General features: G+C 55.1%; 19 protein-coding genes. 12 read left to right on the top strand and 7 right to left on the bottom strand.

The window, feature by feature from the left end:
• Positions 1-237 precede the first annotated feature (237 nt).
• The 10 genes from QZ383_RS03030 to QZ383_RS02985 all read left to right on the top strand — a co-directional run bounded on the left by QZ383_RS03030 (position 238) and on the right by QZ383_RS02985 (position 13,550).
• A complete protein-coding gene (locus QZ383_RS03030) occupies positions 238-1,995 on the top strand; it encodes a methyl-accepting chemotaxis protein (RefSeq protein WP_291442900.1) in 1,758 nt (585 codons plus the stop codon).
• A gap of 404 nt (positions 1,996-2,399) precedes the next feature.
• Positions 2,400-3,125, top strand: coding sequence for an MIP/aquaporin family protein (locus tag QZ383_RS03025; protein ID WP_291442898.1), 726 nt, complete (start codon positions 2,400-2,402; stop codon positions 3,123-3,125).
• A gap of 97 nt (positions 3,126-3,222) precedes the next feature.
• The gene (gene glpK / locus QZ383_RS03020; protein WP_215646572.1) at positions 3,223-4,719 is read left to right on the top strand and encodes a glycerol kinase GlpK; all 1,497 of its coding nucleotides are present in this window, start codon (positions 3,223-3,225) and stop codon (positions 4,717-4,719) included.
• Between the two features lie 330 nt (positions 4,720-5,049).
• Positions 5,050-5,724: an HD domain-containing phosphohydrolase gene (locus QZ383_RS03015; protein ID WP_291442894.1), complete on the top strand. Its 675-nt coding sequence runs from the start codon at positions 5,050-5,052 to the stop codon at positions 5,722-5,724.
• A gap of 397 nt (positions 5,725-6,121) precedes the next feature.
• On the top strand, positions 6,122-7,741 hold the full coding sequence (locus QZ383_RS03010) for a peptide chain release factor 3 (RefSeq protein WP_291442892.1): 1,620 nt from the start codon (positions 6,122-6,124) through the stop codon (positions 7,739-7,741).
• 393 nt (positions 7,742-8,134) lie between these two features.
• Positions 8,135-9,172: an SGNH/GDSL hydrolase family protein gene (locus QZ383_RS03005; RefSeq protein ID WP_291442890.1), complete on the top strand. Its 1,038-nt coding sequence runs from the start codon at positions 8,135-8,137 to the stop codon at positions 9,170-9,172.
• Positions 9,172-9,582, top strand: a complete 411-nt coding sequence (locus QZ383_RS03000; RefSeq protein ID WP_291442888.1) for an SxtJ family membrane protein — start codon at positions 9,172-9,174, stop codon at positions 9,580-9,582. Before QZ383_RS03005 ends, QZ383_RS03000 begins: the two co-directional genes overlap by 1 nt.
• A gap of 24 nt (positions 9,583-9,606) precedes the next feature.
• Positions 9,607-9,756: a DUF5989 family protein gene (locus QZ383_RS02995; protein ID WP_192111728.1), complete on the top strand. Its 150-nt coding sequence runs from the start codon at positions 9,607-9,609 to the stop codon at positions 9,754-9,756.
• Between the two features lie 48 nt (positions 9,757-9,804).
• A complete protein-coding gene (locus QZ383_RS02990; protein WP_291442886.1) occupies positions 9,805-11,664 on the top strand; it encodes a carbamoyltransferase in 1,860 nt (619 codons plus the stop codon).
• Between the two features lie 722 nt (positions 11,665-12,386).
• On the top strand, positions 12,387-13,550 hold the full coding sequence (locus QZ383_RS02985) for a diguanylate cyclase (RefSeq protein ID WP_291442885.1): 1,164 nt from the start codon (positions 12,387-12,389) through the stop codon (positions 13,548-13,550).
• A 70-nt stretch (positions 13,551-13,620) separates the two neighbouring features.
• Here QZ383_RS02985 and brnQ read toward each other — a convergent pair whose 3' ends face one another.
• Both brnQ and QZ383_RS02975 read right to left on the bottom strand, forming a co-directional pair.
• A complete protein-coding gene (gene brnQ, locus QZ383_RS02980; protein ID WP_291442883.1) occupies positions 13,621-14,922 on the bottom strand; it encodes a branched-chain amino acid transport system II carrier protein in 1,302 nt (433 codons plus the stop codon).
• Positions 14,923-15,215: 293 nt separating this feature from the next.
• The gene (locus QZ383_RS02975) at positions 15,216-15,644 is read right to left on the bottom strand and encodes a TOBE domain-containing protein (RefSeq protein ID WP_215646587.1); all 429 of its coding nucleotides are present in this window, start codon (positions 15,642-15,644) and stop codon (positions 15,216-15,218) included.
• Between the two features lie 448 nt (positions 15,645-16,092).
• On the opposite strand from QZ383_RS02975, the gene QZ383_RS02970 reads away from it, so the two are divergent.
• Both QZ383_RS02970 and gdhA read left to right on the top strand, forming a co-directional pair.
• Entirely contained in the window at positions 16,093-17,466 is a 1,374-nt protein-coding gene (locus QZ383_RS02970) for an NAD(P)/FAD-dependent oxidoreductase (protein ID WP_291442880.1), read from the top strand.
• A 215-nt stretch (positions 17,467-17,681) separates the two neighbouring features.
• On the top strand, positions 17,682-19,031 hold the full coding sequence (gene gdhA / locus QZ383_RS02965) for an NADP-specific glutamate dehydrogenase (RefSeq protein ID WP_291442878.1): 1,350 nt from the start codon (positions 17,682-17,684) through the stop codon (positions 19,029-19,031).
• Positions 19,032-19,180: 149 nt separating this feature from the next.
• On the opposite strand, the gene QZ383_RS02960 is transcribed toward gdhA, so the two are convergent.
• The 5 genes from QZ383_RS02960 to QZ383_RS02940 form a co-directional block, all read right to left on the bottom strand.
• Positions 19,181-19,744 carry a GNAT family N-acetyltransferase gene (locus QZ383_RS02960; protein ID WP_291442877.1) on the bottom strand — a complete coding sequence of 188 codons (564 nt, stop codon included), beginning with the start codon at positions 19,742-19,744 and terminating at the stop codon, positions 19,181-19,183.
• Between the two features lie 32 nt (positions 19,745-19,776).
• On the bottom strand, positions 19,777-20,286 hold the full coding sequence (locus tag QZ383_RS02955) for a nitroreductase family protein (RefSeq protein ID WP_291442876.1): 510 nt from the start codon (positions 20,284-20,286) through the stop codon (positions 19,777-19,779).
• Positions 20,287-20,530: 244 nt separating this feature from the next.
• A complete protein-coding gene (locus QZ383_RS02950; protein ID WP_291442874.1) occupies positions 20,531-22,828 on the bottom strand; it encodes an FAD-dependent oxidoreductase in 2,298 nt (765 codons plus the stop codon).
• 20 nt (positions 22,829-22,848) lie between these two features.
• Positions 22,849-24,480, bottom strand: coding sequence for a glutamate synthase-related protein (locus tag QZ383_RS02945; protein WP_291442872.1), 1,632 nt, complete (start codon positions 24,478-24,480; stop codon positions 22,849-22,851).
• Entirely contained in the window at positions 24,468-25,469 is a 1,002-nt protein-coding gene (locus tag QZ383_RS02940) for a glutamate synthase (RefSeq protein ID WP_291442870.1), read from the bottom strand. Before QZ383_RS02940 ends, QZ383_RS02945 begins: the two co-directional genes overlap by 13 nt.
• Positions 25,470-25,547 lie beyond the last annotated feature (78 nt).

Genomic DNA, 25,547 nt, shown 5'->3' with positions numbered 1-25,547 from the left:
CGCAGTGTATGGACACAGTACGCAAGGCGCATTAGGCTGTTTATAACCAAAATGCTTGGAATGCCCTCATCTGCATTCCAGGCCGATTTGCGGGGCATAACAGTCTCCGTGGTTCATGGCAGCTGCGAAAATCATTACCACATTTAACATGCCAATTTCATTAGTTTATAATTGTGTAATAATTTTGTCCGCACTTGCTGCGGGCCATCAACTTCATGCTTTTGGGGGAGGCGCACCATGCAGTTAAAAGTAGCGACCCGGCTTTGGCTGGGCTTTGGTTCCATTTTCTTTCTGATGCTGCTCAGCGCCTTGATTATGCGCCACTACCTGAGCCAGGCCGACAACCTTGCCGACACAACGGCCGATGAAAGCATGCCGCTGGCCATGCTGGCAGCGGATATGAAGCTGCAAACAGTGCAGGTGCAGCAATTCCTGTCTGACGTTTCCGCAACGCACAACCCTGATGGCTACAAAGACGCGCAAGAAGCTGCGGATGCCTTTCATGAACACGCAGAGAAATTCAAAAACAAATTCGCTCTTGAGAACAATAAAAAATTACAGGAGAGGCTAGCCTCGCTGGTCAAGTCGTTTGACGCCATGTACGCGATAGGCCGCAAGATGGCTGATACTTACATAAATCAGGGCATTGAGGCTGGCAACGAACTCATGGAAGATTTCGACAATGCCACAGAAGCTCTCACAACGGCTCTGGAACCGTTTATTGAAGAGCAGACTGGCGTGGCAAGCCACAACCTGGGCACCTTAAAGGACGAGCTTGCCACAAGTCTGATCCTGCAATGGGTTCTGACCGGGATTTCAATTATTACTGGCTCGCTTGGGGCATTTTTTACAATCCGGTCATTCATGACGCAGCTTGGAGCGGAACCTGCCGATGTGGCAGAAGTGGCGCGCAAAATCGCCCATGGCGACCTTGAAGTGGATATGAGCCTGCACGGCAGCCGTAAAAACTGCGGTCTGTTCGCCGCCATGAGCGAAATGCGCGACAAACTCAACGACAGCTTCACTGAAGCTTCCACGCGGCAGGCTGAGGCAGAACTACAAGCCGAAGCCGCCCGCAAGGCAACAGCCGAAGCCCAGCAATCAAAGCTGATGGCTGAAAGGGCCAAGGCAGAGGGCATGTTGCAGGCAGCGCAGCAACTTGAAGAAGTGGTTGAAGTAATCTCTGGCGCTGCGGAGCAGCTTTCCACGCAGATAACCCAATCCAGCCGCGGGGCGGATGAACAGTCAAACCGCGTGCGCGAAACTGCCACAGCCATGGAAGAAATGAATGCGACAGTGCTTGAGGTCGCCAAAAATGCCCAACTCGCAGCAGGCGTTTCTGGCAACGCTCAAAAACAGACTATGGAAGGCGTGCAGATTGTGAGCACCGCTGTTGAGAACATCAAGTCCATTCATGCTAAATCATCGGCAATAAAGCAGGATATGGGGGCATTGGGCAAACAGGCTGAAGCCATTGGCCAGATCATGAACGTCATTGCGGATATTGCCGACCAGACAAACCTTCTTGCGCTCAACGCCGCCATTGAGGCTGCCCGGGCTGGCGATGCAGGCCGGGGCTTTGCCGTGGTGGCTGATGAAGTGCGCAAACTTGCAGAAAAGACCATGACAGCCACCCGTGAAGTTGGGGACGCCATCAGCGGCATTCAGCAGGGCACGAGAAAAAATATTGATAATGTGGAAGACGTGGGCGCAGCCATTGAAGAAGCAACCACGCTCTCTGCCCGTTCTGGCGATGCATTGCGGCAAATACTTGAATATGTGGAGCATGTTAACGATCAAATCCAGGCAATTGCCGCTGCAAGTGAGCAACAATCGGCAACCAGCGAAGAAATCAACAGATCCGTTGAGCAGGTCGCAACTATTTCTGCCGAAACTGCGCAGGCTATGGATCACGCAAGCAAGGCCGTGGATGCCCTATCCCAGCAGACGGCTGCACTGCAAGGGCTAATACGCGACATGAAAAATCACGGCTGATGCGCCTTTTCTTTTCGCTGTTCATGGCCGCCTTCGGGCGGCCTTTTACTTTTTTGACAGATATATGGCAAAGCAATCTTAAATAGCCACCATGTGTTAATGATAACATTTATCAAATGTAACAATTGCAATGTACTTGCAATCTTTTTTCCATCTCATTATATATCGAATATAGAATTAGTATTCCTTACAAACACATAACCAATTGTGATGCTCCGGCTCAATCTGCATCAGATACGCACGATTTGTAAACGACACCCAAATATCCAAGAGCCTTAAGCATCCAAGCAGAAAGGAAAATTGCGCCAAGCAGTCCCCCCTATCTTTACCCGCAAGCTATTGGAACAGGAGATAACAAACAAAAAGGTTTGCAGCCATATCAACAACTTGTGAAGGAAATGCCAATGACTAATCTTCTTGGTGAATTTTTTGGAACGATGATTCTGATTACCTTTGGTGCTGGCGTTGTTGCCTGCGTTCTGCTTAAAGACTCCAAGGGCAACGGCGGCGGCTGGATTGTTATCACGGCGGGCTGGGCTTTTGGCGTCATGCTCGGCGTATTTACCTCGGTGGCGCTTGGCGCGCCCCAGGCTGATCTTAACCCCGCAGTGACCCTTGCAAAGACCATGCTGGGCGTCTACGGCGCGAGCCAAGCCTTTGTAACCATGCTGGCGCAGATCGCCGGCGGTTTCACCGGCGCTGCCATTGTCTGGCTTGCCTACCTGCCCCACTGGGCCCCCACTGAAGATCCCGGCCTGAAACTGGCGGTCTTCAGTACCGCGCCTGCCATCCGCAGCTACGGTCAGAACTTTTTGTGCGAAGTTATCGGCACCTTCATGCTGCTTTTTGGCATCTTCGCCATTTTCCACACCAACAACGGCACCCTGCCTTCTGGTTACGGCCCCTACATGGTGGGCATCCTTGTGTGGGCTCTGGGCCTCAGCCTTGGCGGGCCCACCGGTTACGCCATCAACCCCGCCCGTGACCTTGGCCCCCGCATTGCGCATGCGGTGCTGCCAATTGCGGGCAAGGGGTCTTCTGACTGGGCCTATGCCTGGATTCCAGTGTGCGCTCCCATGGTCGGCGCCGTGCTTGCCTATGTTGTGGGCAAGGCCATAGGTCTGCTTTAGACCGTTTTGAGCAACTCCGTGCTGCCAGCAGCGTACTGGTTTCCAAGCTCCTGCGCGTTGCGGCAACAAACACCAACCATGCTTTTCGGAGGATTATATGGCTCATAAATACATTCTGTCTCTTGACCAGGGCACAACCAGCTCGCGCGCCATTCTTTTTGACCGCGATGCCAATATTGTTCAGGTTGCGCAGCGGGAATTCACCCAGATATTCCCCCAGCCCGGCTGGGTTGAACATAACCCCAATGAAATCTTTGACACGCAGTCGCATGTTGCCAAGGAATGCCTGAAACACGCCAACGTGCAGAGCAACGAACTGGCCGCCGTGGGCATCACCAACCAGCGCGAAACCACAGTTGTGTGGGACAAGGCCACAGGCGCCCCCGTATACAATGCCATTGTGTGGCAAGACCGCCGCACGGCTGGCTTTTGCGATCAGCTACGCGCTGCGGGCAAGGCTGAGGTAATTCGCCAGAAGACCGGCCTCGTGCTTGATGCCTATTTTTCTGGCACCAAGGTTCGCTGGATACTCGACAACGTACCCGGCGCGCGCGCCAGGGCCGAAGCTGGTGAGCTGCTTTTTGGCACAATTGATACATGGCTTATATGGAACTTCAGCAAGCGCGGCGCGCATGTGACCGACCCTTCCAACGCCAGCCGCACCCTGCTTTTCAACATCCACACCGGCCAGTGGGATGATGAACTGCTTGAAATCATCGGCGTGCCGCGCGCCATGCTGCCCGAGGTGGCCCCTTCCTCCAGCGTTATGGCGCAGACCCATCCCGAATTTTTTGGTCAGGCTGTGCCCATCGCGGGCGTGGCTGGCGACCAGCAGGCCGCTACCTACGGCAATGCCTGCATGACCGAAGGCATGGCCAAAAACACCTACGGCACGGGCTGCTTCCTGCTGCTCAACACGGGCACCAAGGCCCGCGAAAGCAAGAACAACATGCTGACCACCGTGGCGTGGGAAACGCCCAAGGGCCGTTATTACGCCCTTGAAGGCAGCGTTTTTGTGGGCGGCGCTGTGGTGCAGTGGCTGCGCGACGGCCTCGGCTTTATCCGCGACTCTTCTGAAATGGAAAGCCTTGCCATCACCGTGCCGGACAACGGCGGCGTGTACCTTGTGCCAGCCTTTGTGGGCATGGGCGCTCCCTACTGGGATCAGTACGCCCGAGGCACCATGGTGGGCATCACGCGCGGCACCAACCGCGGGCACATTGCCAGGGCGGCGATAGAATCCATTGCTTTGCAGACCCTCGACATCATGGAGGCCATGCAGAAAGACGCGGGCGTTCCCCTGACCACCCTGCGCGTGGACGGCGGCGCAAGCCGCAACAACATGCTCATGCAGTGCCAGGCCAACCTCACCGGCGTTGTTGTTGAGCGCCCCATGGTTACGGAAACAACCGCCCTTGGCGCGGCCTACCTTGCCGGTCTGGCGGTGGGCTTCTGGGAAAGCGAAGAACAGCTCTGCGCCCAGTGGAAGCTTGACCGCCGCTTTGAGCCAAACATGCCCGAAGACCGTCGCCAAGAACTGCTGCACCAGTGGCACCGCGCTGTGGAGCGGGCCAGAAGCTGGATTGAAGAATAAGTTTCGCCCCGGCCAGAGCCGGACGCGCATTGCCTGACCAACAGGGCTGCTCCACGAGGGCGGCCCTGTTTTGCATTTTAAACTGCTGTTACTGCAAGGTATGCCTCGCAGATTATTGATTGTTATATTTTCATAACACTCTGTTATTGAATATTGTTTTTTAATTATTGCGTGTATTATCTGCATTGCAAATTTTTATGAATACGGCTAATTTGACATTGAAATTAAATTTCAAACCTGCTAATCCGTGACCTCACCTGAACAGTATTCTCAACCCTGCCCGCACATCTGAATGTAAGCGGCGCGTTTCGCCAACCATAAGGATATGTAATGTTGTGCCATTCTCGCCTTAACCTTGCCGAAAACGCCACACGCCACGAAAAACTCGTCCCCTGCAGCTCTGCTGTGACAGAAATCATTCACCAGCTTGCGGAATCACTGGGTAAGGCCATAGACGCCAAGGATACCTATACCCTCGCCCATTCAGAAGAGGTTGCCATCATCTCGCAGGCTTTGGCTCTTGCAATGGGCCTGGGGCACCAGGCTGCCGACATAATCCATGTGGCTGGTCACCTGCATGATCTTGGCAAAATTGGTGTTCCTGACGACATCCTGGCCAAAACATCCGCTCTTACTCCCAAAGAATGGCTGGCAATCCGCAAGCATCCAGACATGGGGGCCGACATTCTTGCTCCCATAGCCTGCCTTCGGGATTGCGGCATTGTGGATATGGTGCGCGCCCACCACGAACGTTTTGACGGCAACGGTTACCCGCAAGGGCTTAAAGGTGGCCACATTCCGCTGGGCGCACGCATCATCACCGTTGCGGATAGCCTTTCTGCCATGCTGCAATCGCGCCCATACCGCCAGGCCAAGACTTTTGACGAGGCCTGCCGCGAAATCATCAAAGGCACCAGCAGCCAGTTTGACCCGGATGTGGTCAAAGCCTTTATGAGCATCAGGGACAGACTGCGCGACCTCGTTGCCATGTTGCGTGCAGATTGAACATCCATCAAAACGCGCCAGAAAATCCAGCATGCGGAGCTGTGCGCAACACCCTTCACAGATTGTAATCTGCTGAACCTGCGGTTCATGTTGCTGCCGGGTATCTGCAATTCAGGCAGTCACCCTATGCAAACTGTTTGACTGCCTTAAAGTAAGTGGTTAACTTGTCGTTTTGGCAAATGCACGGCCCACGCTGTGTTTCGTGAGATTTTGTCCTCACGGTGTGGATGCTGTTGGTTGCTGCGCAGTGCAAACGCACGGCATTCGCCGTGCCACTTTTTTGCCCAAGCCCGCGCAACCAGCCAGCTATCGTTTATTTGCGGCAGGCCTTTGCGCCGCTATGCAGCCGGATTCTGACCCCCGGCACACTCCTGACCTCTGAATTCCAGGCAGATTTATGCAAACAAACATATCATCGGCCATGAGTCGCGAAGCGCTCAGACGCCGCACTTTCGGCATTATTTCCCACCCTGACGCAGGCAAGACAACCCTCACGGAAAAGCTGCTGCTGTTCGGCGGGGCCATCCAGATGGCGGGCGCGGTCAAAGCCAAAAAGGCCCAGCGTCATGCCACTTCTGACTGGATGGAAGTTGAACGCGAGCGCGGCATTTCCGTTTCATCCTCGGTGATGAAGTTCACCTACGCCGATCATATCATCAATCTGCTTGATACGCCCGGTCACCAGGACTTTTCAGAAGACACCTACCGCGTGCTCACGGCTGTGGACTCCGCTCTCATGGTCATTGACTCTGTCAAGGGCGTTGAAACGCAGACCCGCAAGCTCATGGAAGTGTGCCGCATGCGCGACACGCCCATTCTGACCTTTATCAACAAGCTTGACCGCGAAGGCCGCGATGCCTTTGACCTTTTGAGCGATATCGAGCAGACCCTGGGCATTCAGGCAGCGCCCATGACCTGGCCCATTGGCATGGGCAAGAGCTTTCAGGGCGTGTACGACATTGAGCGGCAGGCCATCCGCTTTTTCGCGGAGGACGGTAAAAAAACCTCCCGACCCAAGGAAGCTCTGGTCATCAACGGATTGAACGATCCGCAACTTATCGAACTGATTGGCGAAGACGCCGCCGAGCAACTGCGCACCGAGATTGATCTGCTGGAAGGAGCAGGCTTTCCTTTTGACAAGGAACTGTACCTCAAGGGCAAGCAGACACCTGTGTTTTTTGGCAGTGCGGTCAATAATTTCGGCGTTCAGGAGCTGCTCGATACTCTTGTGCGTCTTGCCCCCGGCCCCATCCCCCGCGTGGCGGAATGCGCCACGGGCGAACGCGTGGTCAATCCGCTGGAGGAAGATTTTTCCGGCGTTGTTTTCAAGATTCAGGCAAACATGGATCCCGCCCACCGCGACAGAATTGCCTTTATGCGCATATGTTCCGGCAGGTTCGAGCGCGGCATGAAGGTCAAGCACCACCGCATCGGCAAAGAGGTGCAGCTTTCGCGGGCAATCACCTTTATGGCGCAAGACCGTGAAGGCGTTGAAGACGCATGGCCCGGCGACATTATCGGTTTGCATAACCACGGCACGCTGAAAATCGGCGACACGCTCACAACCTCAGAAGTGCTCAAGTTTACGGGTATTCCCAACTTTTCGCCCGAGCATTTTCGCCGCGTGCAACTGGCTGACCCCTTGCGCTCCAAGCAGCTTGCCAAAGGGTTGAAACAGCTTGCGGAAGAAGGGGCCATTCAGGTTTTTCGCCCGATCACAGACAGCTCTCACATTCTTGGCGCAGTGGGCGTGCTGCAGTTTGACGTTATCATTGCCCGGCTCAAGGCCGAATACGGCGTTATTGCCCTGTACGAGCCCTGCCCCATTTCTGCTGCGCGCTGGATAACCTCCAGTGACCGGGCGGCGCTGGAGTCTTTTAAATCCGACCAGCAGTCAAACCTCGCCTACGATGGGGACGACTGCCTTGCCATCCTTTCCAGCAGTGAATGGCGGCTCTCGCGGATTATTGAAGAATGGCCGCAGATAACATTCCACACCACACGTGAAATCAGATAGCCGGGCAAAAACTTCATCTGTTCGCACCTGCATAAGATTGAATAACCGCACAAAATCCTGCAAAAACGGATTTTTGTGCGGTTATTTTCAATTCTGATTACATAGTGAGGCACCGCAGGCCGCGCCTTACGGGGATATAGAGTTTTTGCCCCCGCAAAACCGTGCTTGAAAAGTTGGCAAAGCAGGCATATATGGTCTACTTGATTAGCCTTAAGCTTTGGCCCTTTTTCTCAGGTGCTGCCTCGTTGAGGAAACCCACACGCCTGCCCCCCGAAACTTTCTTTCAACCACTCCTTTATGCTAAAAAGACTTCTGATTTTTCTATGTATGCTGATAGCCATGCTTGAGGTGGCATCCTATTTCTACATCAAGTATATAAATACAAACATTCAGATGCCATCTTACAGTCTGGTGAACGTTAACAGCAAGTTCTGGACGTTCAGCGACGAGCATTTTGGCGTATGGCACCATCCATCATCCACATATTTGCACAAAAAACCCTGCTTCACGGCCCAGTACACTTCCAACGCCTTTGGCATGCGCGACAAGGAGCGCACCAAGGATGCAGACCAGCCGCGCGTGGTTATTTTGGGCGATTCTTTTATTGAAGGATGGGGCAACAGATCGGAAGACAGGCTCTCCAACCTGCTTGAGGCTTCGACCGGCAAGGAAGTGCTTAATTTCGGCACATCCGGAGGTTTTGGCACCATTCAGGAATGGCTGCAATACAAGCATCTGGTTAAACAATTCAGGCATGATGTTGTTCTGCTGGGCATTTTGCCCCGCAATGATTTTGAAGATAACAGCCTGGATTTCTACTATACGCAGGACACGGACGATTACCGCCCATATCTGGTTGGCGATTATCCTGATTACAAGCTTTTTTACCCGGTTAAAAACTTGCCCCAACCGACCAAAGTTCAGGCCTTGGCCAAGAGCTTCAAGCTCACCCTGCTGGAATGGAGCTGTCTGTACCGGGTTGCTATTTATCTGAATGATTTCAAGATTGAAAACATGAAGCTTGTCCCCCGCTGGACACCTGAAAATACCGGTGATCCTTCGGGCGGATCCATGTACTATTCTGTGCCCGAGAACGAATGGAACATCATGCGCTATTCCATTGAACAGCTTGTTGCCGAAGCGGGCAACCGCAAGGTTATTCTGTTCACCATTCCTGCCTATCAGGATTTTGAACACTATGACGGCAAGGAGCCGCCCCTTGCCCGCATGCTGCGCGAACTGGCCGGGCGCACCGGTGCGACCTATGTGGACTTGATGCCTGCCATGCTTGCGCGCGGCGTCAAATACCCCGACCTGTATTTCAGTTGCGACAAGCACTGGAATGCCTTTGGCAACGCTGTTGCCGCAGACATTCTTGAGCCATACGTGCGCGCCGCGCTGCAATCATCCCCCGCTGCAAGAGGAAACTGATGCAACACCGCAAACTACATTTCGGCTTTTTGCCTGCTGCCGTGAGCAACAAGGAATGCGCCGATACCGCTATGGCCATGACATTGATATGTCTGTTGGCCGTCATGTTTACCAAGTCGCTCACCCTGTTGCCCCTTGCTCTGGGGCTGCTGCTGGCGGGCATGATCTGGCCCCGCGTGTATTCGCCCGTGGCAAAGCTCTGGCTGGGTCTTTCCCTGCTGCTTGGCTCCGTCATGTCGCGACTGCTGCTGAGCGTCATATTTTTTATTGTGGTGACCCCGCTGGCGCTTGTCATGCGCCTTTTCGGTCATGACCCCATGCGCCGCAAGGGCTGGAAAAAGAACACGGATTCCACCTTTGTTTCGCGCGACCATACCTTTGAAGCAAAAGACCTGGAACATCCTTTTTAGGATTTGTTCCTTCAGGAGATATCAATGGATTTTCTGAAAGACCTGCTGCAATTTTTTATGCAGCGCAAAAAATTCTGGCTGCTTCCCCTTGTGCTCGTTCTGCTGCTGTTTGGCGTGCTTGTGGTGATGACCAGCGGCTCGGCCATAGCGCCCTTTATTTATTCTGTTTTTTAACAGCATCTGGTCAGGCGCACCCGGCGCCGACGACACATGGGAGCCTTCATGCCCAGAGCCATTCTTGGCATTTCTGCCTATTATCACGACTCCGCAGCCGTGCTGCTGGTGGACGGCAAAATTGTGGCAGCCGCTCACGAAGAGCGCTTTTCACGCATCAAGCACGATTCCGGATTTCCCAGCCATGCTGCCGCCTATGTGCTGCGCGAGGGCGGGCTGAATATTGCCGATCTTGAGGCTGTAGCTTTTTACGACAAGCCCTACCTCAAGTTCGAGCGCCTGCTTGAAACCTACAACGGCTTTGCCCCGGCTGGCCTGCGCAGCTTTCTTTCTGCCATTCCCGTCTGGATCAAGGAAAAGCTCTTCATGCGCTCCATGCTGCGCGAGGCCATAGCCAAGCTCGGCCCCGGCTCGCCCAAGATGCTTTTTCCGGAGCATCATCTTTCGCACGCTGCCAGCGCCTTTTATCCCTCGCCCTTTGACAGGGCCGCCATCCTGACCATTGACGGCGTTGGCGAATGGGCAACCACAACCATTGGCCTTGGCGAGAACGCCAGCATCCGCATTCTCAAAGAACAGCAGTTCCCGCACTCGCTGGGCCTGCTCTATACTGCGTTTACTGCGTACTGCGGCTTTAAGGTCAATTCGGGCGAATACAAGCTCATGGGGCTTGCGCCTTACGGCGATGGCGACATGGAGCTTGTGGAAAGGCTCAAAAAGGCCATCTGCGACAGCCTTGTGGACATTCGCGAAGACGGCTCCCTGCTGCTGAACATGGAGTACTTTGACTATGCCACCGGCCTGCGCATGTACAAGCGCGACAAGTGGGAAAAGCTGCTGGGTATTCCCCCACGCGATGCGGAAAGCGAAATCGGTCAGGAATATATGGCCTTGGCGCTGGCTATCCAGCAGGTGACGGAAGACATCGTGCTCAAGCTGGCCCGCACAGCCCGCGAGCTGACCGGCTGCGACAATCTGGTTATGGCGGGCGGCGTGGCCCTGAACTGCGTTGCCAATGGCCTGCTGATACGCAGCGGCATCTTCAAGAATGTGTGGATTCAGCCCGCCTCCGGCGACTCTGGCGGCGCGCTTGGGGCTGCGCAGGCCGCCTGGCACATCTGGGGCGGCAACGAGCGTCCATCTCCCAACGGTATTGATGCCATGCAAGGCTCGTATCTTGGGCCAGAGTTTTCGCGCAACGACATTCTGCGGGTCGCGCGCCGTTTTGACGCGCCCTATACTGAATACACCAACCTTGAAGAACTTTACTCCACGGTGGCCCAGCATCTGGCGGACGGCGCTGTGGTTGGCTGGTTTCAGGGCCGTATGGAATATGGCCCCCGGGCCTTGGGCGACAGGTCTATTCTGGGCGACCCCAGAAGACCAGAAATGCAAAAAAAGCTGAACCTCAAGATCAAGTTTCGCGAGGGGTTCCGACCCTTTGCGCCTTCTGTGCTTGAAGAATACTGCGCCGAATGGTTTGATCTTGACGCCAAGTCGCCCTACATGCTTGTATGCGCCCCAGTGGCGCAGAAGCACCGCACGCAATTGCCGGAAAACGTGCGCGAGCTGCCGCTCTACGACAGGCTGTATCTGCAACGCTCCACGGTTCCGGCCATCACGCATGTGGACTGGTCTGCCCGCATCCAGAGCGTTTCGCGCAGCACAAATCCCCGTTACTGGGGGCTGATAGACACGTTCCGGCGTGAGCAAGGCTGCCCCATGGTAGTCAACACCAGCTTTAACGTGCGCGGCGAACCTATTGTCTGCACCCCCCTGGATGCCTATATCTGCTTTATGCGTACAGAAATGGACTTTCTTGTGCTTGGCGACATGATTTTTGATAAGCGCAATCAGCCTGAGTGGAAAGAAAATGTAGACTTCAAGTCTATTTTTACCCTAGACTGACGCATAGCTGCATCATAAATACGTATAAAACAAGAGCGGATCTCCTGAACAGGGGGTCCGCTCTTATTTTGTATAAACAACACGCTGCCCAAATGGCCGTGACACTGCTATCGCAAAATAAAAAATACTATTAATAATTGTTTAGGTAACAGGACAATCTTGTTGCCGTTCTTTGCAATATTATATAATTTGATTGATGATATATTTTTATTACTATAAGTAATCCCACCAGATATATTTCCCGTTTGTTATCAGGTAAATTTGGAGCCAAAGTGGAATTTCATATTCCAACAATGTTCGTGATGCTGGTCGCCGGTTGCATTGCACTTGCGGTGTCTGCACTTGCGGCTTCTGAACGCCATGCAGGCGATGGGTTGCGCGAATGGGGTTTGGCCCTCTGCATCCATGCCACAAGTTATATTCTCTTTGCACTGCGCGAAACTATCCCTGGTTTTTTGTCTATTGTATGTGCAAATGCATTTTTTTCCATTTCATATGCAGTTTTTTACTATGCTGTTCATATTTTTCTTGGGGTACATCCGAAATACAGATTTCTGTTCTGGGGGCCACCCCTTATTATTACTGTTGGTGTGCTCATTTTCTATGACTCGGTCATATTTCGCGTGCTGTTGGTCAATGCCATGTTGGCTATTCAGGGATTCCTGGTGCAAAAGGCGCTGTTAAGTTATAAATTTGATTTTTCTGTGCGTGGGCGCAACCTGATGCTCTTTGGCATTGGGCTGTCAATTATCACACTTGCGTGGAAATTCTGTGTAGCCATTGTTGCTCCCAATCAGATAATGAGCATTTTTCAGACCACTCCGGTTCAGGTAACACTCTATCTTGTCACGTTCATTGCTTTGATTATGGTTTCAACCGGCTTTGCCCTCATGGCAAAAGAACGCTCGGATGCGGCCTTGCGCAAGGCTGCCCTGCTGGACAGATTGACCGGCTGCTGGAACCGCATACGTATTGAAGAGATATTGCAGCAGGAAATGGCGCGCATGCACCGCTATGGGCATCCAGTTACGTTGTTGATGCTGGATCTGGACAATTTCAAGCGCATCAATGATCAGTTCGGGCACCTTGCTGGTGATGAAGTGCTGCGGGCGTTTGGAAGATTGCTGCGCACAGATATACGCGCAACGGACGTGCCCGGACGCTGGGGCGGTGAAGAATTTGTTGTGGTCTTGCCCTCATCCACTTTTTTTGATGCTGTAACGCTGGCAGAGCACATCCGTGACCGTTTGGAAACATTCAAGTTCTCTTTCGGCGCAGTGGTTACTGTCAGCATTGGCGTGGCGGCCTGCCGGGCAACTGACACTATGGAAGAATGGATGCAACGGGCAGATATGGCCCTCTATAGAGCTAAACTTGCCGGACGCAATCAGGTCAAGGTGGAGGATCTGGACGGCAGTGTCAGCAATTTTATTTGCAGCCCGTCAAGCGCTCTGCGTCTTCAGTGGAGCGAATCCTACGAATGTGGACATCAAGAGATTGACCAGCAGCACCGCAATCTGTTTGCAACAGTCAACAACCTACTGCAACTGGATAGCTCCGGCGTTGATAAAAAAACAATCGGCGCTGCTGTTGAAAGCCTGCTGACGGACACGGTGGAGCATTTTCAGTTTGAGGAGCACATCCTGAACCAGATCGAATACGCGGAGGCGCCCTTACACATGCAGGCTCACAAACGCCTGCTGGACAGGGCCAACATTCTGCTGGCCCTCTTCCAACGCGACGATGCAGACCTAGCTGCCTTGCTGCACTTTATGATTTATGAGCTGACAGCCCAGCACATCATGATTGACGACAGATGCTTTGGCAAAATTGACGCTGCCGTGCATGAAACGCCTGCTCCGCCGCATTCTGCCGATCATGACTAATCAACGCTGATCTTGTTTCCGCAAAAAATATGCACGGCGCAATGCGCCAGCCTGCAATAGCTGCCTGATATTACGCCCTGCCCCGGCCCTGACGCACAAAAAATCCTGCAATGCCAAAAATCGTGGCGGGCAATATCCAGCCAAGCCCAACAGATTCAAATGGCAGCATGGCCGTCAGCTTGATGGGCAGCCCAAAATCTTCAAGCACGCTCAGGCCGCTGGCCAACAGCGCGCCAATGGTGGCAAATCGAAAAATGTTGTCGTTCTTGATGAACTTGTCAAACAGTGAAAGCACGATAACAGCGAGAGTACCTGGGTACAGAAAAATCAGAACCGGGGCCGCAAGGGAAATGATGCTGTCCAGACCCACGTTTGAGGCCACCATGCTGAACAAACCAGTGGTGATGGCCACAGCCCTGTAGCTGAAGCGCCCCTTGCTGAACTGCGAAATAAAGGTGCCCGTGGTGCCGATCAGCCCCACAGCCGTTGCCATACAGGAAACACTTATCACGACTGCCAGCAGCCAATTGCTGGCACGGCCAAAAAGCCCGCTTACAAGGCCGGATACCAGCGCGCCTTTTTCCGTATCTGCCGGAAACAGCCCGGAGCCTGTCGCACCAAGGTAGCACAGCCCGCCGTAGATTATGAACAGCAGCATCCCTGCCACAAGGCTCGACAAGCCAACGGAAAGCGCTTTCTGACTGCCGGAGGTATAGCCCTTGCCCTTGAGCGTATTCACGATAATAAAACCGTAAACCAACGCGGCCATGACATCTAGCGTCTGATACCCGGCGAGGATGCTGTTCCACGCAACCTTGGCGTCATGCACGTTGGCGTCGATCTCTCCCAGTGGCCAGGCTACGGCAGCGCATACAATCAGGATAAACCCGCCGATCTTGATGGGCGAAAGGTAGCGGGCGATGGCGTCCACCATATTTGATTCGCGATATGCCAGTAATGTAGAAATGCCAAAAAAAGCGGCAGAATAGAGAACTTTGGCAAGGCTGAACCCCTTGGACGAATAACCAAGCGGTGCAAACGAAATGGCAAAGGCAGTGGCCCCGGTGCGGGGAATGGCCAGCAACGGCCCAATACACATGATGATTGCCAGCATCATGAGCATGGCCGGGGTGCCGCCAAGTCTGTAAAAAAGCCCTTCCTTTCTGTCAATGCAAGAAGAAGCCAGCATGGCGTAAATGGTCAGCAGGGCAAGCCCCACATCTGCTGCGTAATAGCACAAAAAGCCCGTGAACCACTGCGATCCCGCTGTCAGCCCAATGTAGGGGGGAAAAACCACATTCCCCGCACCAAAAAGCATGGCGAACAAGGCCGCCCCAACCACAAATGAATCGCGCACGAGTTTTTTGTTCATAAAATTCCAGTAGTACGAGTATTACAGGGGCCTGCCCTTTGCCGTGGCACGGCGCAAGCCATCCGCGCCGCCTCAAATATCAGAAGGTGAGGCCGCAGGCTATATGGTCAGGTCATATTTTTTTTGGTCAGACGCGGCAGGCGTTCAAAAATAATTACCTTTCAACACGTTATATACGCATTATATACATAAGCCAGGGCAAAAAATTCGGCTCTGCCGTTTATTGCAAACAGCAGAGCCGCTACAGGTCAAGACCAGTGAGGATGGCCCAAACCTAAACTCGATGAATCGATCTATTTGGCTACAGCAAGAATAACCTGCGAGGCCTTAACAATGGCGGTAACCTTTTTGCCAGGTTCCAGGCCAAGGTTCTTGATGCTGCCCATGGTCACAATGGAGGCGATGGAAGCGCCGCCGGGCAGTTCAACAATAACCTCGGCATTGACCGCGCCGGGGGTAACCTTGCTCACAGTACCGGCAAACTGGTTGCGGGTAGAGAGCAGATAGTTTTCTGCATCATTCATCAGCAACACAAAGCTGGCCTTGATGAGGGCCATTGCGCTGGCGCCGGGCTTGAGGCCAAGATTCTTGGTGCTCACCTTGGTAATGGAAGCAACAATATTGATACCGCCTTCAACTGCCAATTCAACTTCATCATTGACAGCACCAGAGTTAACGGCAACAACTTTACCAGAAAAAACGTTTCTTGCGCTGGTTTCCATATGATTCTCCTTCAGTTTGCGGAGTGACTGGAATAATCGGGGGGAGGACAACCTCCGCTTTGTATGGATCAAGACTACAAGCTTTGCAGTTAAATAGCCAACCACTCGCACCGTTACATTGATAAATATTAATATGCTGTTATTTCATATAATTGAATTATCCCGATTTTTACTAAATGCGTGATTATAAAAATATTTTTTGGATGTTTCGACAAAGGCGCAGCGCAACCCGAATCCACTGAATATGCAGTCTATCCCCGCCGCCAGCCCGCGCATGGTGACAATGTGCTCAAGACACCGTACACTGCTCAGCCACAAGCCGAGTTCTACTGCGCCTAGCGCGGAGCCAGCTTTCCCTACAACAGCAGCCTTCAGTGGGGCCATGGCAGCAACGCCGTGATTAATCGTGCGTGTGACACATGCCCAACTGCCAATATCTGGAGAACGCATGAATACGTTTGATGTTGTTATTATCGGCGGCGGCCCTGGCGGAGCCAAGGCCGCAGGCATACTTGCCCGTGGTGGAAAATCCGTTGCGCTGGTTGAAAGCACCCATATGGGCGGCGTATGCCTTAACTGCGGCTGCATTCCCACCAAGCTGCTGCTGGGCGCAACCGCTCCCAAGGGATTGTTGCGCGGCCTTGAACGCCAACGTGTAGCCAAAGGCAGCATTGAGGTGGATTACGATGCTCTGCAAAAACGCATTCAGCGTTTTGTCAAAGCCTCATCTCAGACCCTGAGCAAGGGGCTGGAGCAGCTTGGCGTAACGCTCATTGAAGGCCGCGCCGCTTGCGCCAGCCCCTCTGAGGTCATGGTGACAGCCGCAGACGGGAGCGTGCAGAATCTGCGGGCAGAGCATATCATCCTTGCTGGCGGTTCCCGTTCCGCCGCATTCCCCGGCATGACGCCCGACCATGATGCTGTTCTGGACAGCACGGACATGCTGCGCGTGCCTGCTGTGCCGGAAAGCCTGATTGTTGTGGGCGCGGGGGCTATCGGCCTTGAAATGGCCGACTTTTTCAACGCAATGGGCAGCAAGGTTACCATTGTGGAAGCCGCACCCCACCTTGCCCCAACGGAAGATGCTGATCTTGGGCAAGAAATAGCAAAGCTCCTTGGCAAAACTGGCATAAGCTGCATCACAGGCGTTAAGGCGGCATCGCTGACAACGCGTGAGGGCGCGGCTGTGCTCGTGCTTGAGGACGGCAGGGAACTGACCGCCGCCAAGGCCCTTGTGGCTGTGGGCAGAACGCCCAACACTGATGATCTTGGAGCGGAAAAAGCCGGATGCACGATTAAAGCACGCGGTTTCATCACTGTTGACGAGCATCTTATGGCTGCCCCCAATGTTTACGCCATTGGCGACATCAACGGGCAAACCCTTCTGGCGCATGCTGCGGAGCATCAGGGCGCGTATGTGGCGCGGCGCATTATTGGAGCGCAAAGCGGCCCTTACGCTTCCGGGCCTGTGCCTTCCTGCGTATACGGCAGCTTAGAAATCATGCGTGTGGGCATTACCGCCAGGCAGGCCCTGACCCAGAGCGGCCCGGTGGCCGTTTCCAAGGCGCAACTCATGGGCAACGCCATTGCCCAGGCTGGGGGCGATGCGTCGGGCTTTATCAAGATTGTGTGGCAGAACGACTGCATTGTGGGCATTGCGGCTCTGGGGCACGGAATTTCGCACCTTGTAACAGCGGCGCAGCTGCTGCTCATAGGGCAATACCACGGTTCTGCGCTCGATGCCTTCATGTTTGCGCACCCGACACTGGACGAAGCGTTGCACTCCGCTCTGGAAGCGCCACAAGAACCTTTTGCTGGCTGATCCAGAAATTTTCGCTTTCCCAACCGTTCAGCCCCGGTCAGCCCCATAAGCCGACCGGGGCTTTTTGTTGCAAGCGTCACATTCCTCATATCGGATTAGGTATTTTTTTAAATTCTTGTCAAACTGCATCATCTTGTCTAAAAAAAACCTGCTTGAATCAATGTTATGCGGAAGTTTTTTCGTGCAATCCTTACCCCCCCTATCAGGAGAGCAACATGCCTTATGTTGAACGAGTGTTAAATAACCTTAAAGAAACATATCCCCATGAACCTGTTTTTTTGCAGGCTGTGCAAGAGGTGTTGCAAAGTCTGCAACCCATCCTGGACAAGCAGACTGAATACGCAAAAATGAAAATCCTTGAGCGGATTGTGGAGCCGGAACGTTGCGTCTCCTTCCGCGTGCAATGGATGGACGACACAGGGCAGGTTCAGGTTAACCGGGGGTATCGGGTTCAGTATAACTCGGCTCTGGGCCCGTTCAAGGGCGGTCTGCGCTTTCACCCCAGCGTGAATCAGGGCGTGCTGAAATTTCTTGGCTTTGAGCAGATTTTCAAGAACTCGCTCTCGGGCCTTGCCATCGGCGGTGCCAAGGGCGGCTCGGATTTCAACCCCAAGGGTAAATCCAAGACGGAAATCATGCGCTTCTGTCAGGCATTCATGACGGAACTCTGGACGCATATTGGTGCAACTGTTGACGTGCCTGCTGGCGATATTGGCGTGGGCAGTCAGGAAATCAGCTTTCTTTTTGGGCAGTACAAGCGCCTGACCCGGCGCTACGAAGGCGTACTCACCGGCAAAAACCTGCTCTTTGGCGGCTCGCTGGCGCGGCCTGAAGCCACAGGCTACGGCGCTGTGTATTTTGCCCAAGCCATGCTTGACGCGCGCGGCCAGAGTCTTGAAGGCAAGGTCTGCACTGTTTCCGGCGCAGGCAACGTGGCTATCCACTGCTGCCAGAAGCTTATTCAGGTGGGCGCAAAACCCGTGACCGTTTCCGACTCGCGCGGCATGATCTATGACCCTGAGGGCATCAGGCTGGACGTGCTCAAGCAGGTGAAAGAAATTGAGCGCGGCCCCCTCACCCGCTATGCGGAGCTGGTTTCTTCCGCCAAATACACGCCTGTGGCGTCCTATCCCGCCGGGCGCAATGCAGTGTGGAACGTGCCCTGCTTTGCGGCTTTTCCCTGCGCGACGCAGAACGAACTGAACCTCGCGGACGCGGAAACCCTGCTGGCCAACGGCTGCGGTTGCGTGGCGGAAGGTGCAAACATGCCCTCAACGCTTGACGCAGTGCATGCCTTTATTGCTTCCGGTATTGCCTACGGCCCAGCCAAAGCAGCCAACGCGGGCGGTGTGTCTGTGAGCCAGCTTGAAATGGCGCAGAATGCCAGCATGCAGCGCTGGACGTTTGAAGCGGTGGACAACCAGCTCAAACACATCATGTACGACATTCACCAGCGTGCCGCCGCCACTGCCGCAGAATTCGGTCAGAAGGGCAACCTTGTGATGGGCGCGAACATTGCGGGCTTCCGCAAGGTGGCTGACGCCATGATCGCCTTGGGCGTGTAACACTACGGTTGGCAGCCTGCCCTGAGCATGCCTGCCCGCAAGAATAACAAAAAGCCTGCTGCGTTGCGAAATATTCCTGAGAAGGACACATTCCGTACCGCACAGGCTTTTTTGTATTTACGCTATATCTCGATGCGGCTGTTTTGCAGTTATGATACCTTGGTGGTGTCGCCCAGCCCCAATGCCCGCTGCATCAGCACAACATCCACCCACTGGCCGAGTTTGTAGCCTGCGGACTGGAGCACACCCGCGTGCCTGAAGCCATGCGCCGCATGCAGGGCAATGGAACCAGCGTTGCCGCTGTGGCCGATAACAGCCACCATCTGCCGCCAGGGGCCGCGCTCGCACCGCTCAATGAGCGTTTGCAGCAGCGCATGCCCAAGCCCTTGCCCCATGGCCTGTTGCGCAACATAGATGGAATCTTCCAGACAAAATCTGAAAGCTGACCGCGTACCGTACAGACCAGCGTAACAATAGCCCACAACGGTATTGTCCTGCCGGGCCACCAGATAGGGCAAACCAAGTACGAGCACTGCCTGACGGCGGCGCTCCATTTCTTCCACGCTGGGCGGCTGTTCTTCAAACGTTGCCAGCCCGTGCAGCACATGCCAGGCATAAATGCCCTGCACTGCCGCCATATCATCCGGTTGCGCGTCATTCACAATAATGTGCGGCGCACCGCCCCCGCTAGAGCGCAAAGGTTGCGAATCCATGGGTACAGGCCTCGATGTTGCGAGTAAGCTGTTTACCAGCCGTTCAGGTGAACCTTGCTTTCGTTGAATCTGTCTGCCTCGGCAAAGGGCTGCGCAGGATGCCCCATAACCACAAGACCGAGCATGTTGATCTGGGCCGGAACATTGAGCAGTTCGCGGATAGGTTCAACGCGGTCTTCAAAGGGGTGCATACCGCACCACACCGTGCCAAGGTTCAGGCCACGCGCGGCAATCAGCATGTTCTCCAGCGCTGCAGTGCAGTCCTGCTGCCAGTAGCCTGGAGCTTTGGCTTCATCTGGATTGGCGCAGACCACAATCACCACAGGCGCTTCGGCGGCCATTTTGGCATAGGGGTGCCGCTCGGCAATGGAGGCAAGCAAAGCTTTGTCGCGCACAACCACAAAGTGCCAGGGTTGCTTGTTGTGTGCGCTGGGCGCGCACATGCCGGCCTTGAGTACGAGCTGCAAGTCTTCATCGCTCACAGGCTCAGCCGTGAATTTACGTATACTGCGGCGGGTAAACAGCGCTTCAAAAACGTCCATTGAAATTCTCCTGAAAATGCTGGCAGTGAAACCGCATACTGCTATTGCGCGCAAAACAAGGCGAAATGCAGTGCGGTCTGAATACAGATAAACTTTGCCAGTGGTCAGTATGCAATAATTTTGATTTAAACAAAAGTGTGGGATGCCCGGCGCTAATGGTGCAAAAAGCCCCCTTTCTTACCCGTGTAGCGGGAGAAAGGGGGCTTTGCGTTCATTCAGGGCAAGCAAAAAGCCCGCCAGAGGCCTAGCTCATGTCCCAGTTGGGATACATGGTCCAGATGCCGCAAGGGCAGATGCCTGCGCAGATGCCGCAACCGATACAGCGGGCAGGATCAGAAACGTATTCAAATCCGCCGCCAGCGGTTTCCTTGCGGTCAATGGCCTTTTCCGGGCAGGATTTAAGGCACATCTTGCAGTCGCGGCAGGTGCCGCAGCTCACGCAGCGGGAGAATTCATCCTGCGGCGTGGGCAGATCACGGTCATGGCACTTGGCAAAATAGGCCGTGTGCAGACGCGTGGAAGGCACGAGCTTTTTCTTTTCCGGCGTGTAGGTTTCGCCGCGCACAAAGGCATCTGCGGCAAAGGCGGCATCGCGGCCCGTGCCGATGGCATGCACCAACAGGCCGGGCTTGATAACGTCGCCCACTGCAAAAACGCCGTCCATGATGCTGAGGTCGGGCTTGGGCACGATCCATTCACGGAACTTTTCCAAACCTTCCGGCAGGAAGGAGAGGTCGGGCGATTCGCCGATGGTGATAATGACCATCTTGCCGGGAATGAGCGTCCCTTCCTGGGTGATGATGCCGTTATCGGTGACTTCCTTGGTCTGCACAGGCCACACAAGCTTACCGCCCAGCCCTTCAACATGCTCAATTTCATGGGCAAAGGCGGCGGGCTTCTGCACGTCGATGCAGGTCACCTGCTTGGCGCCCATGGCATAGGCACCCACAGCGGCGTCCATACCCGCATTGCCGCAACCGATAACAATCACGCTGTCGGGCACGGCGGGCTTTTCGCCCTTGTTGATGGCTTTCAAAAAGTCAATGCCAGCCACGATCTTTTCGTGACCGGGCCAGGGGAAGATGCGCGGCACGTGCCCGCCGGTGGCGACCACCAGGGCAGAGTGCTTCTTGCGCAGTTCCTCGAACTTTTTGGCGTCAACAGGGCAATTGTTCACAAAGGTCACGCCCATGTCCTCAATGCGCTTGAGTTCCTTGCGCAGCAGGTCATGGTTCAGACGGGCACGGGGAATCACCTGTTCAAGCTTGCCGCCCATGACGGAATCGGCTTCGTACACGGTGACGTCGTGTCCCAGGCGGGCAAGCTGCCAGGCAGCCGTGAGGCCGCCAACACCGCCGCCGATCACGCCAATGTGCTTGCCGGTGCGTGTTTTGGGCTTATCGACCGTGATATCCGCAGAACAGGAACCGAGCTTGCCGATCTGCACGGGGCTGTCCAGATCAGTGCGCGTGCAGCTCTGCATGCAGGGGTTGGGGCACACGCTGCCGCAGACGGAACCGGGGAACGGCGTGTAATCCAGCACCATGCGGTAGGCTTCTTCCACATTGCCTTCGCGCAGAAGATTAAGTCTGCGCTGGGTGGGGATGGACGCCGGGCAGTTGAATTCGCAAGGGGCGGCATACTCGGCGTTCTGCCACATGGGCACACGCAGGCGGTAATCGCCACGCGCCACCAGCCCGTTGACCATAAAGTCATCGGGGGCAACATCGCTGAAAATACCGCTGGGTATCCATTCCTTACTGCGGAACTGCCCAAGGCTCACAACTTCCTTCTGGCCACGCTCCTCAAACGGCAGCGGCGTGATCTTCTGCCACTGGCTCCAGTCGCACAGTTCGCTGCGCAGGCTGGGCTGGTCAATGGCCATCAGAAAGTCGTCAAGACCAGCGTCAAGCCAGGCGATGTCTTCATTGTCCAGGGGGTTGAGGCGCACATCCTTGGGCAGCTGTCCAACAGGCCCACGAAAGTAGACAGCACCGCCAACCATGCCGACGCAGGAGCGTTCGCCCATGACCGAGGCAATATCCTGACTGTCATGGCCGCACACAACGGCCTTGCCGCCGCCCATGAATTCAAAAGAGAAGCTGCCCACGCTCTTGAGCACCCAGAGTTCCGGGGCTTCATAAAGGGGGTCGTGCTTCATGAGTGAGCCAGAGCGGGTACCCGCGCGGCCACCAATGTAAACAGTACCGGCTGCCGCGCAGTGGGCCGCAGTGTCGCCCGCGTCGCCGCGCACCACTATGCGCCCGCCCGCGTTCAACCAGCCTACGTCCGCCGAGGCGGAGCCTTCAACCAGAATCTCGGTGTTGGGCAGGCACATGGAGCCTACCCGCTGACCGGGGTTGCTGACCTTGAAGGTCAGCTTTTTTCCTTCCTTGTTCCACAGGGGGCCGCCGATGTCGTGCTGGCCCGAGGCCTCAATATAAAAGTCAGTCTCACCCTTCTCTACCGCCGCCTCAATGGCCAGCAGCAAATCCTGGGTGGACATGCGCTTGTGTTCGTCTACCGTGCTAACGCGCAGCATGTTCTGCTCCTCGCCAAAGTCTAACAGGCGTACTGGATATCCAGCTTGTCGGCCACAGCCTTGTCCGTGGTAACCAGGGCGTCGGAACGCCCAACCGGCAGCGAACTGTTGCCCACAGGGGCCAGCAGCTTGCGCAGTTCGGAGTCAAAGGCCAGCATGTAGTCCACAATGTTCTGCGCGCCCCTGTCCACATCCAGCCTTTTGACCAGACGCGGATCCTGGGTGCATATGCCCGTGGGACATTTGCCGGTATTACAGGCATTGCAGCGGCCATGCTCATTGCCGACGCAACCCAGCAACTGAATGAGGATCTTGCCGATGATAACGCCGTTGGCGCCAAGGCAGATCATCTTGAAGGCATCCGCAGCAGCGTTGCCGGTCAGGCCTATGCCGCCGCCAGCCCACAGGGGAATCTGCCCCTGAAGACCCTGGGCAACGGCAGCCATGTAGCAGTCGCGCAGCTTGGAAACAATGGGATGCCCGGTATGCTCCAGCGAAACCTCGTTGGCAGCGCCCGTGCCGCCCTGAATGCCGTCGATGAAGAACCCGCCGCAGATCTTGTAGGGATCGCGCAGTAGGTTGTTGTAAACGGAAACGGACGTGGCCGATGCCGCGCACTTGATGGCCACCGGTACGCGGAAGCCAAAGGCCGCATTGAGCGAAAGGTGCATTTTCTGCACGGATTCTTCAATGGAATACAGGCCCTGATGGTTCGGCGGCGAATGCAGGGTCGCCTTGGGTACGCCACGGATGGCCTGAATGTGCGGAGCCACCTTGGCTGCGGGCAAGAGGCCGCCGTCGCCGGGTTTTGCACCCTGACCAATCTTGATGAGCACGCCCGCCGGGTCGGTCTTCATGCGGGGCATGGCCTTGATGATGCGGTTCCAGCCAAAGTGGCCGGAGGCGATCTGCAAGATCATGTATTTGAGCTGGTCGGATTCCAGCAGCTTGATGGGCATGCCGCCCTCGCCCGAGCACATGCGCACGGGCATGCCGCATTGTTCATTAAGATAGGCTGCGGCAAGGGCAATGGCTTCCCACGCGCGGGTGGAGAGCGCGCCGATGCTCATGTCGCTGAAGATGGCGGGGTAAATCCAGTGCACCGGGGGGGTGCGCTCGGTCAGCACAAGGCTGTCGCCGTCAACGCGCAGGGGCAGTTCCTTGGCAAGCATGACGCGTCCAAGGGGGGAGCGGATATCAAAGGTATGACGCTCGGAATCCAGTGCGGGGTCGGTCATCTGACTGATGCGGCCCACAAAGATGGAATCAAGCGTGCGCGGCGGGTTCAGGTTGGTGCGCCCGCCACGCTTGACAGGGCCGTGGTGGCGCGCAAGCACGGGGAACCGATTATCCTGGTTGCGCACGGGTTTGATGGCCGCGTTGGGGCAGATTTTTTCGCACATGCCGCAACCCACGCAGGCGTTGGGGATGCTGGCCTTTTGCAAAATGACCGGGCGCGCGGAATGCTCCTGCGTCGGGTCGGGAAAGGCCTTGCGCGAAAGCGTGATGCTGCGGCGCATCATGCCCACTTCTATGGCGTTGAAAGTACACGCCGCCACGCACGAGCCGCACATGGTGCACAAATCGGGGCGGTATTCTATCTTCCAGCGCAGGTCGTTAACACTTACGTCCTGAGTTCTTACTGATTCCATCGCTGCACCGCCAGATCGTTGTCAATAACCACCATTTCCCGTTCATTGGGATAGATGTCGTTGGAGATGTCGCGGTCTGGCATGATGGCGTTCAGACCGCAGACCTCGGAGGCGATGGCCACCATATCCGAGTTTACGCCCACAACAACAGGCCGCAGCTTTTTGGAGTCGCAGCAGGTAATCATCTTGCCGTCAGGCAGAAGGCCGATGATGGTGTTGGGGCCGTTGATCTCCAGATGCGCGAGGGATTCGCGAATAAGATTCAGCACCTTGCGGTCAGCGCGCTGTTCCGCCTCCACAAAAGGCAGGGGCGTGATAACGTGCTTGTAATACTTGATGGGCCAACGCAGCTCATGCAAGACATAGTGCAAGGTGTACAGAAAATTCTGCGAGTCGGATTCAAAACCCACATAACCTCTGTGCAGCGACTTCTGGAACTCTTTGTTCTTGGTGAAAAACGTGTTTTCGCCGTTGGCGCACACGGTGTAGCCCTGCAAAAAGAAGGGATGCGCAGCGTAGCGCACGATGGCGTAGTTGGTATTCTGGCGGCACTGGGTCACGATGTTGCGCGCAGTCAGGCGGCCATCGTCTTTCCATAGTCGAAAATATACAGCTATGTCGGCAGGATCACCGATTTCTTTAAGGGTCAGCACATCGGGCCAGAACGAATAGACAAAGCCATTCTTTTTCTCGGCCAACAAACCCCGCAGCTCAAGGCGCGTGTCCAGCAGCAGGTTTTCACGATCTTCCTGACTACGGGAGCGGTATTCCTCCGGATAGTCATAGTTGCGGAAGACGTAACGGGGCATGGCCTCAATCTTGAGGCCGGGGCGTTTGTCCACTTCAGGTACCCACTGGGCAACCTGCACAAAACCCTTTTCTTCCATGTAATCGTTGACCAGCTGCACGCCCTCGGGGGTGCAGGCCAATGAAAGCAGGGGTTTGTCTTTGTAGTGGCTGAACACGCCCTCCAGGTCTTGCATAACCATAGCAAAACCGGAGTTGTCATGCCCTTCCTGCTGCGGCAGCATTAGATTGAGCGCCATTGAGGGGGGTACAGGCGTCTT

Source organism: Desulfovibrio sp. (assembly GCF_019422935.1).
GTDB lineage: Bacteria > Desulfobacterota > Desulfovibrionia > Desulfovibrionales > Desulfovibrionaceae > Desulfovibrio.
Note: the sequence above shows the minus strand (reverse complement) of the source record. Positions and strands in the feature narration are given on the sequence as shown.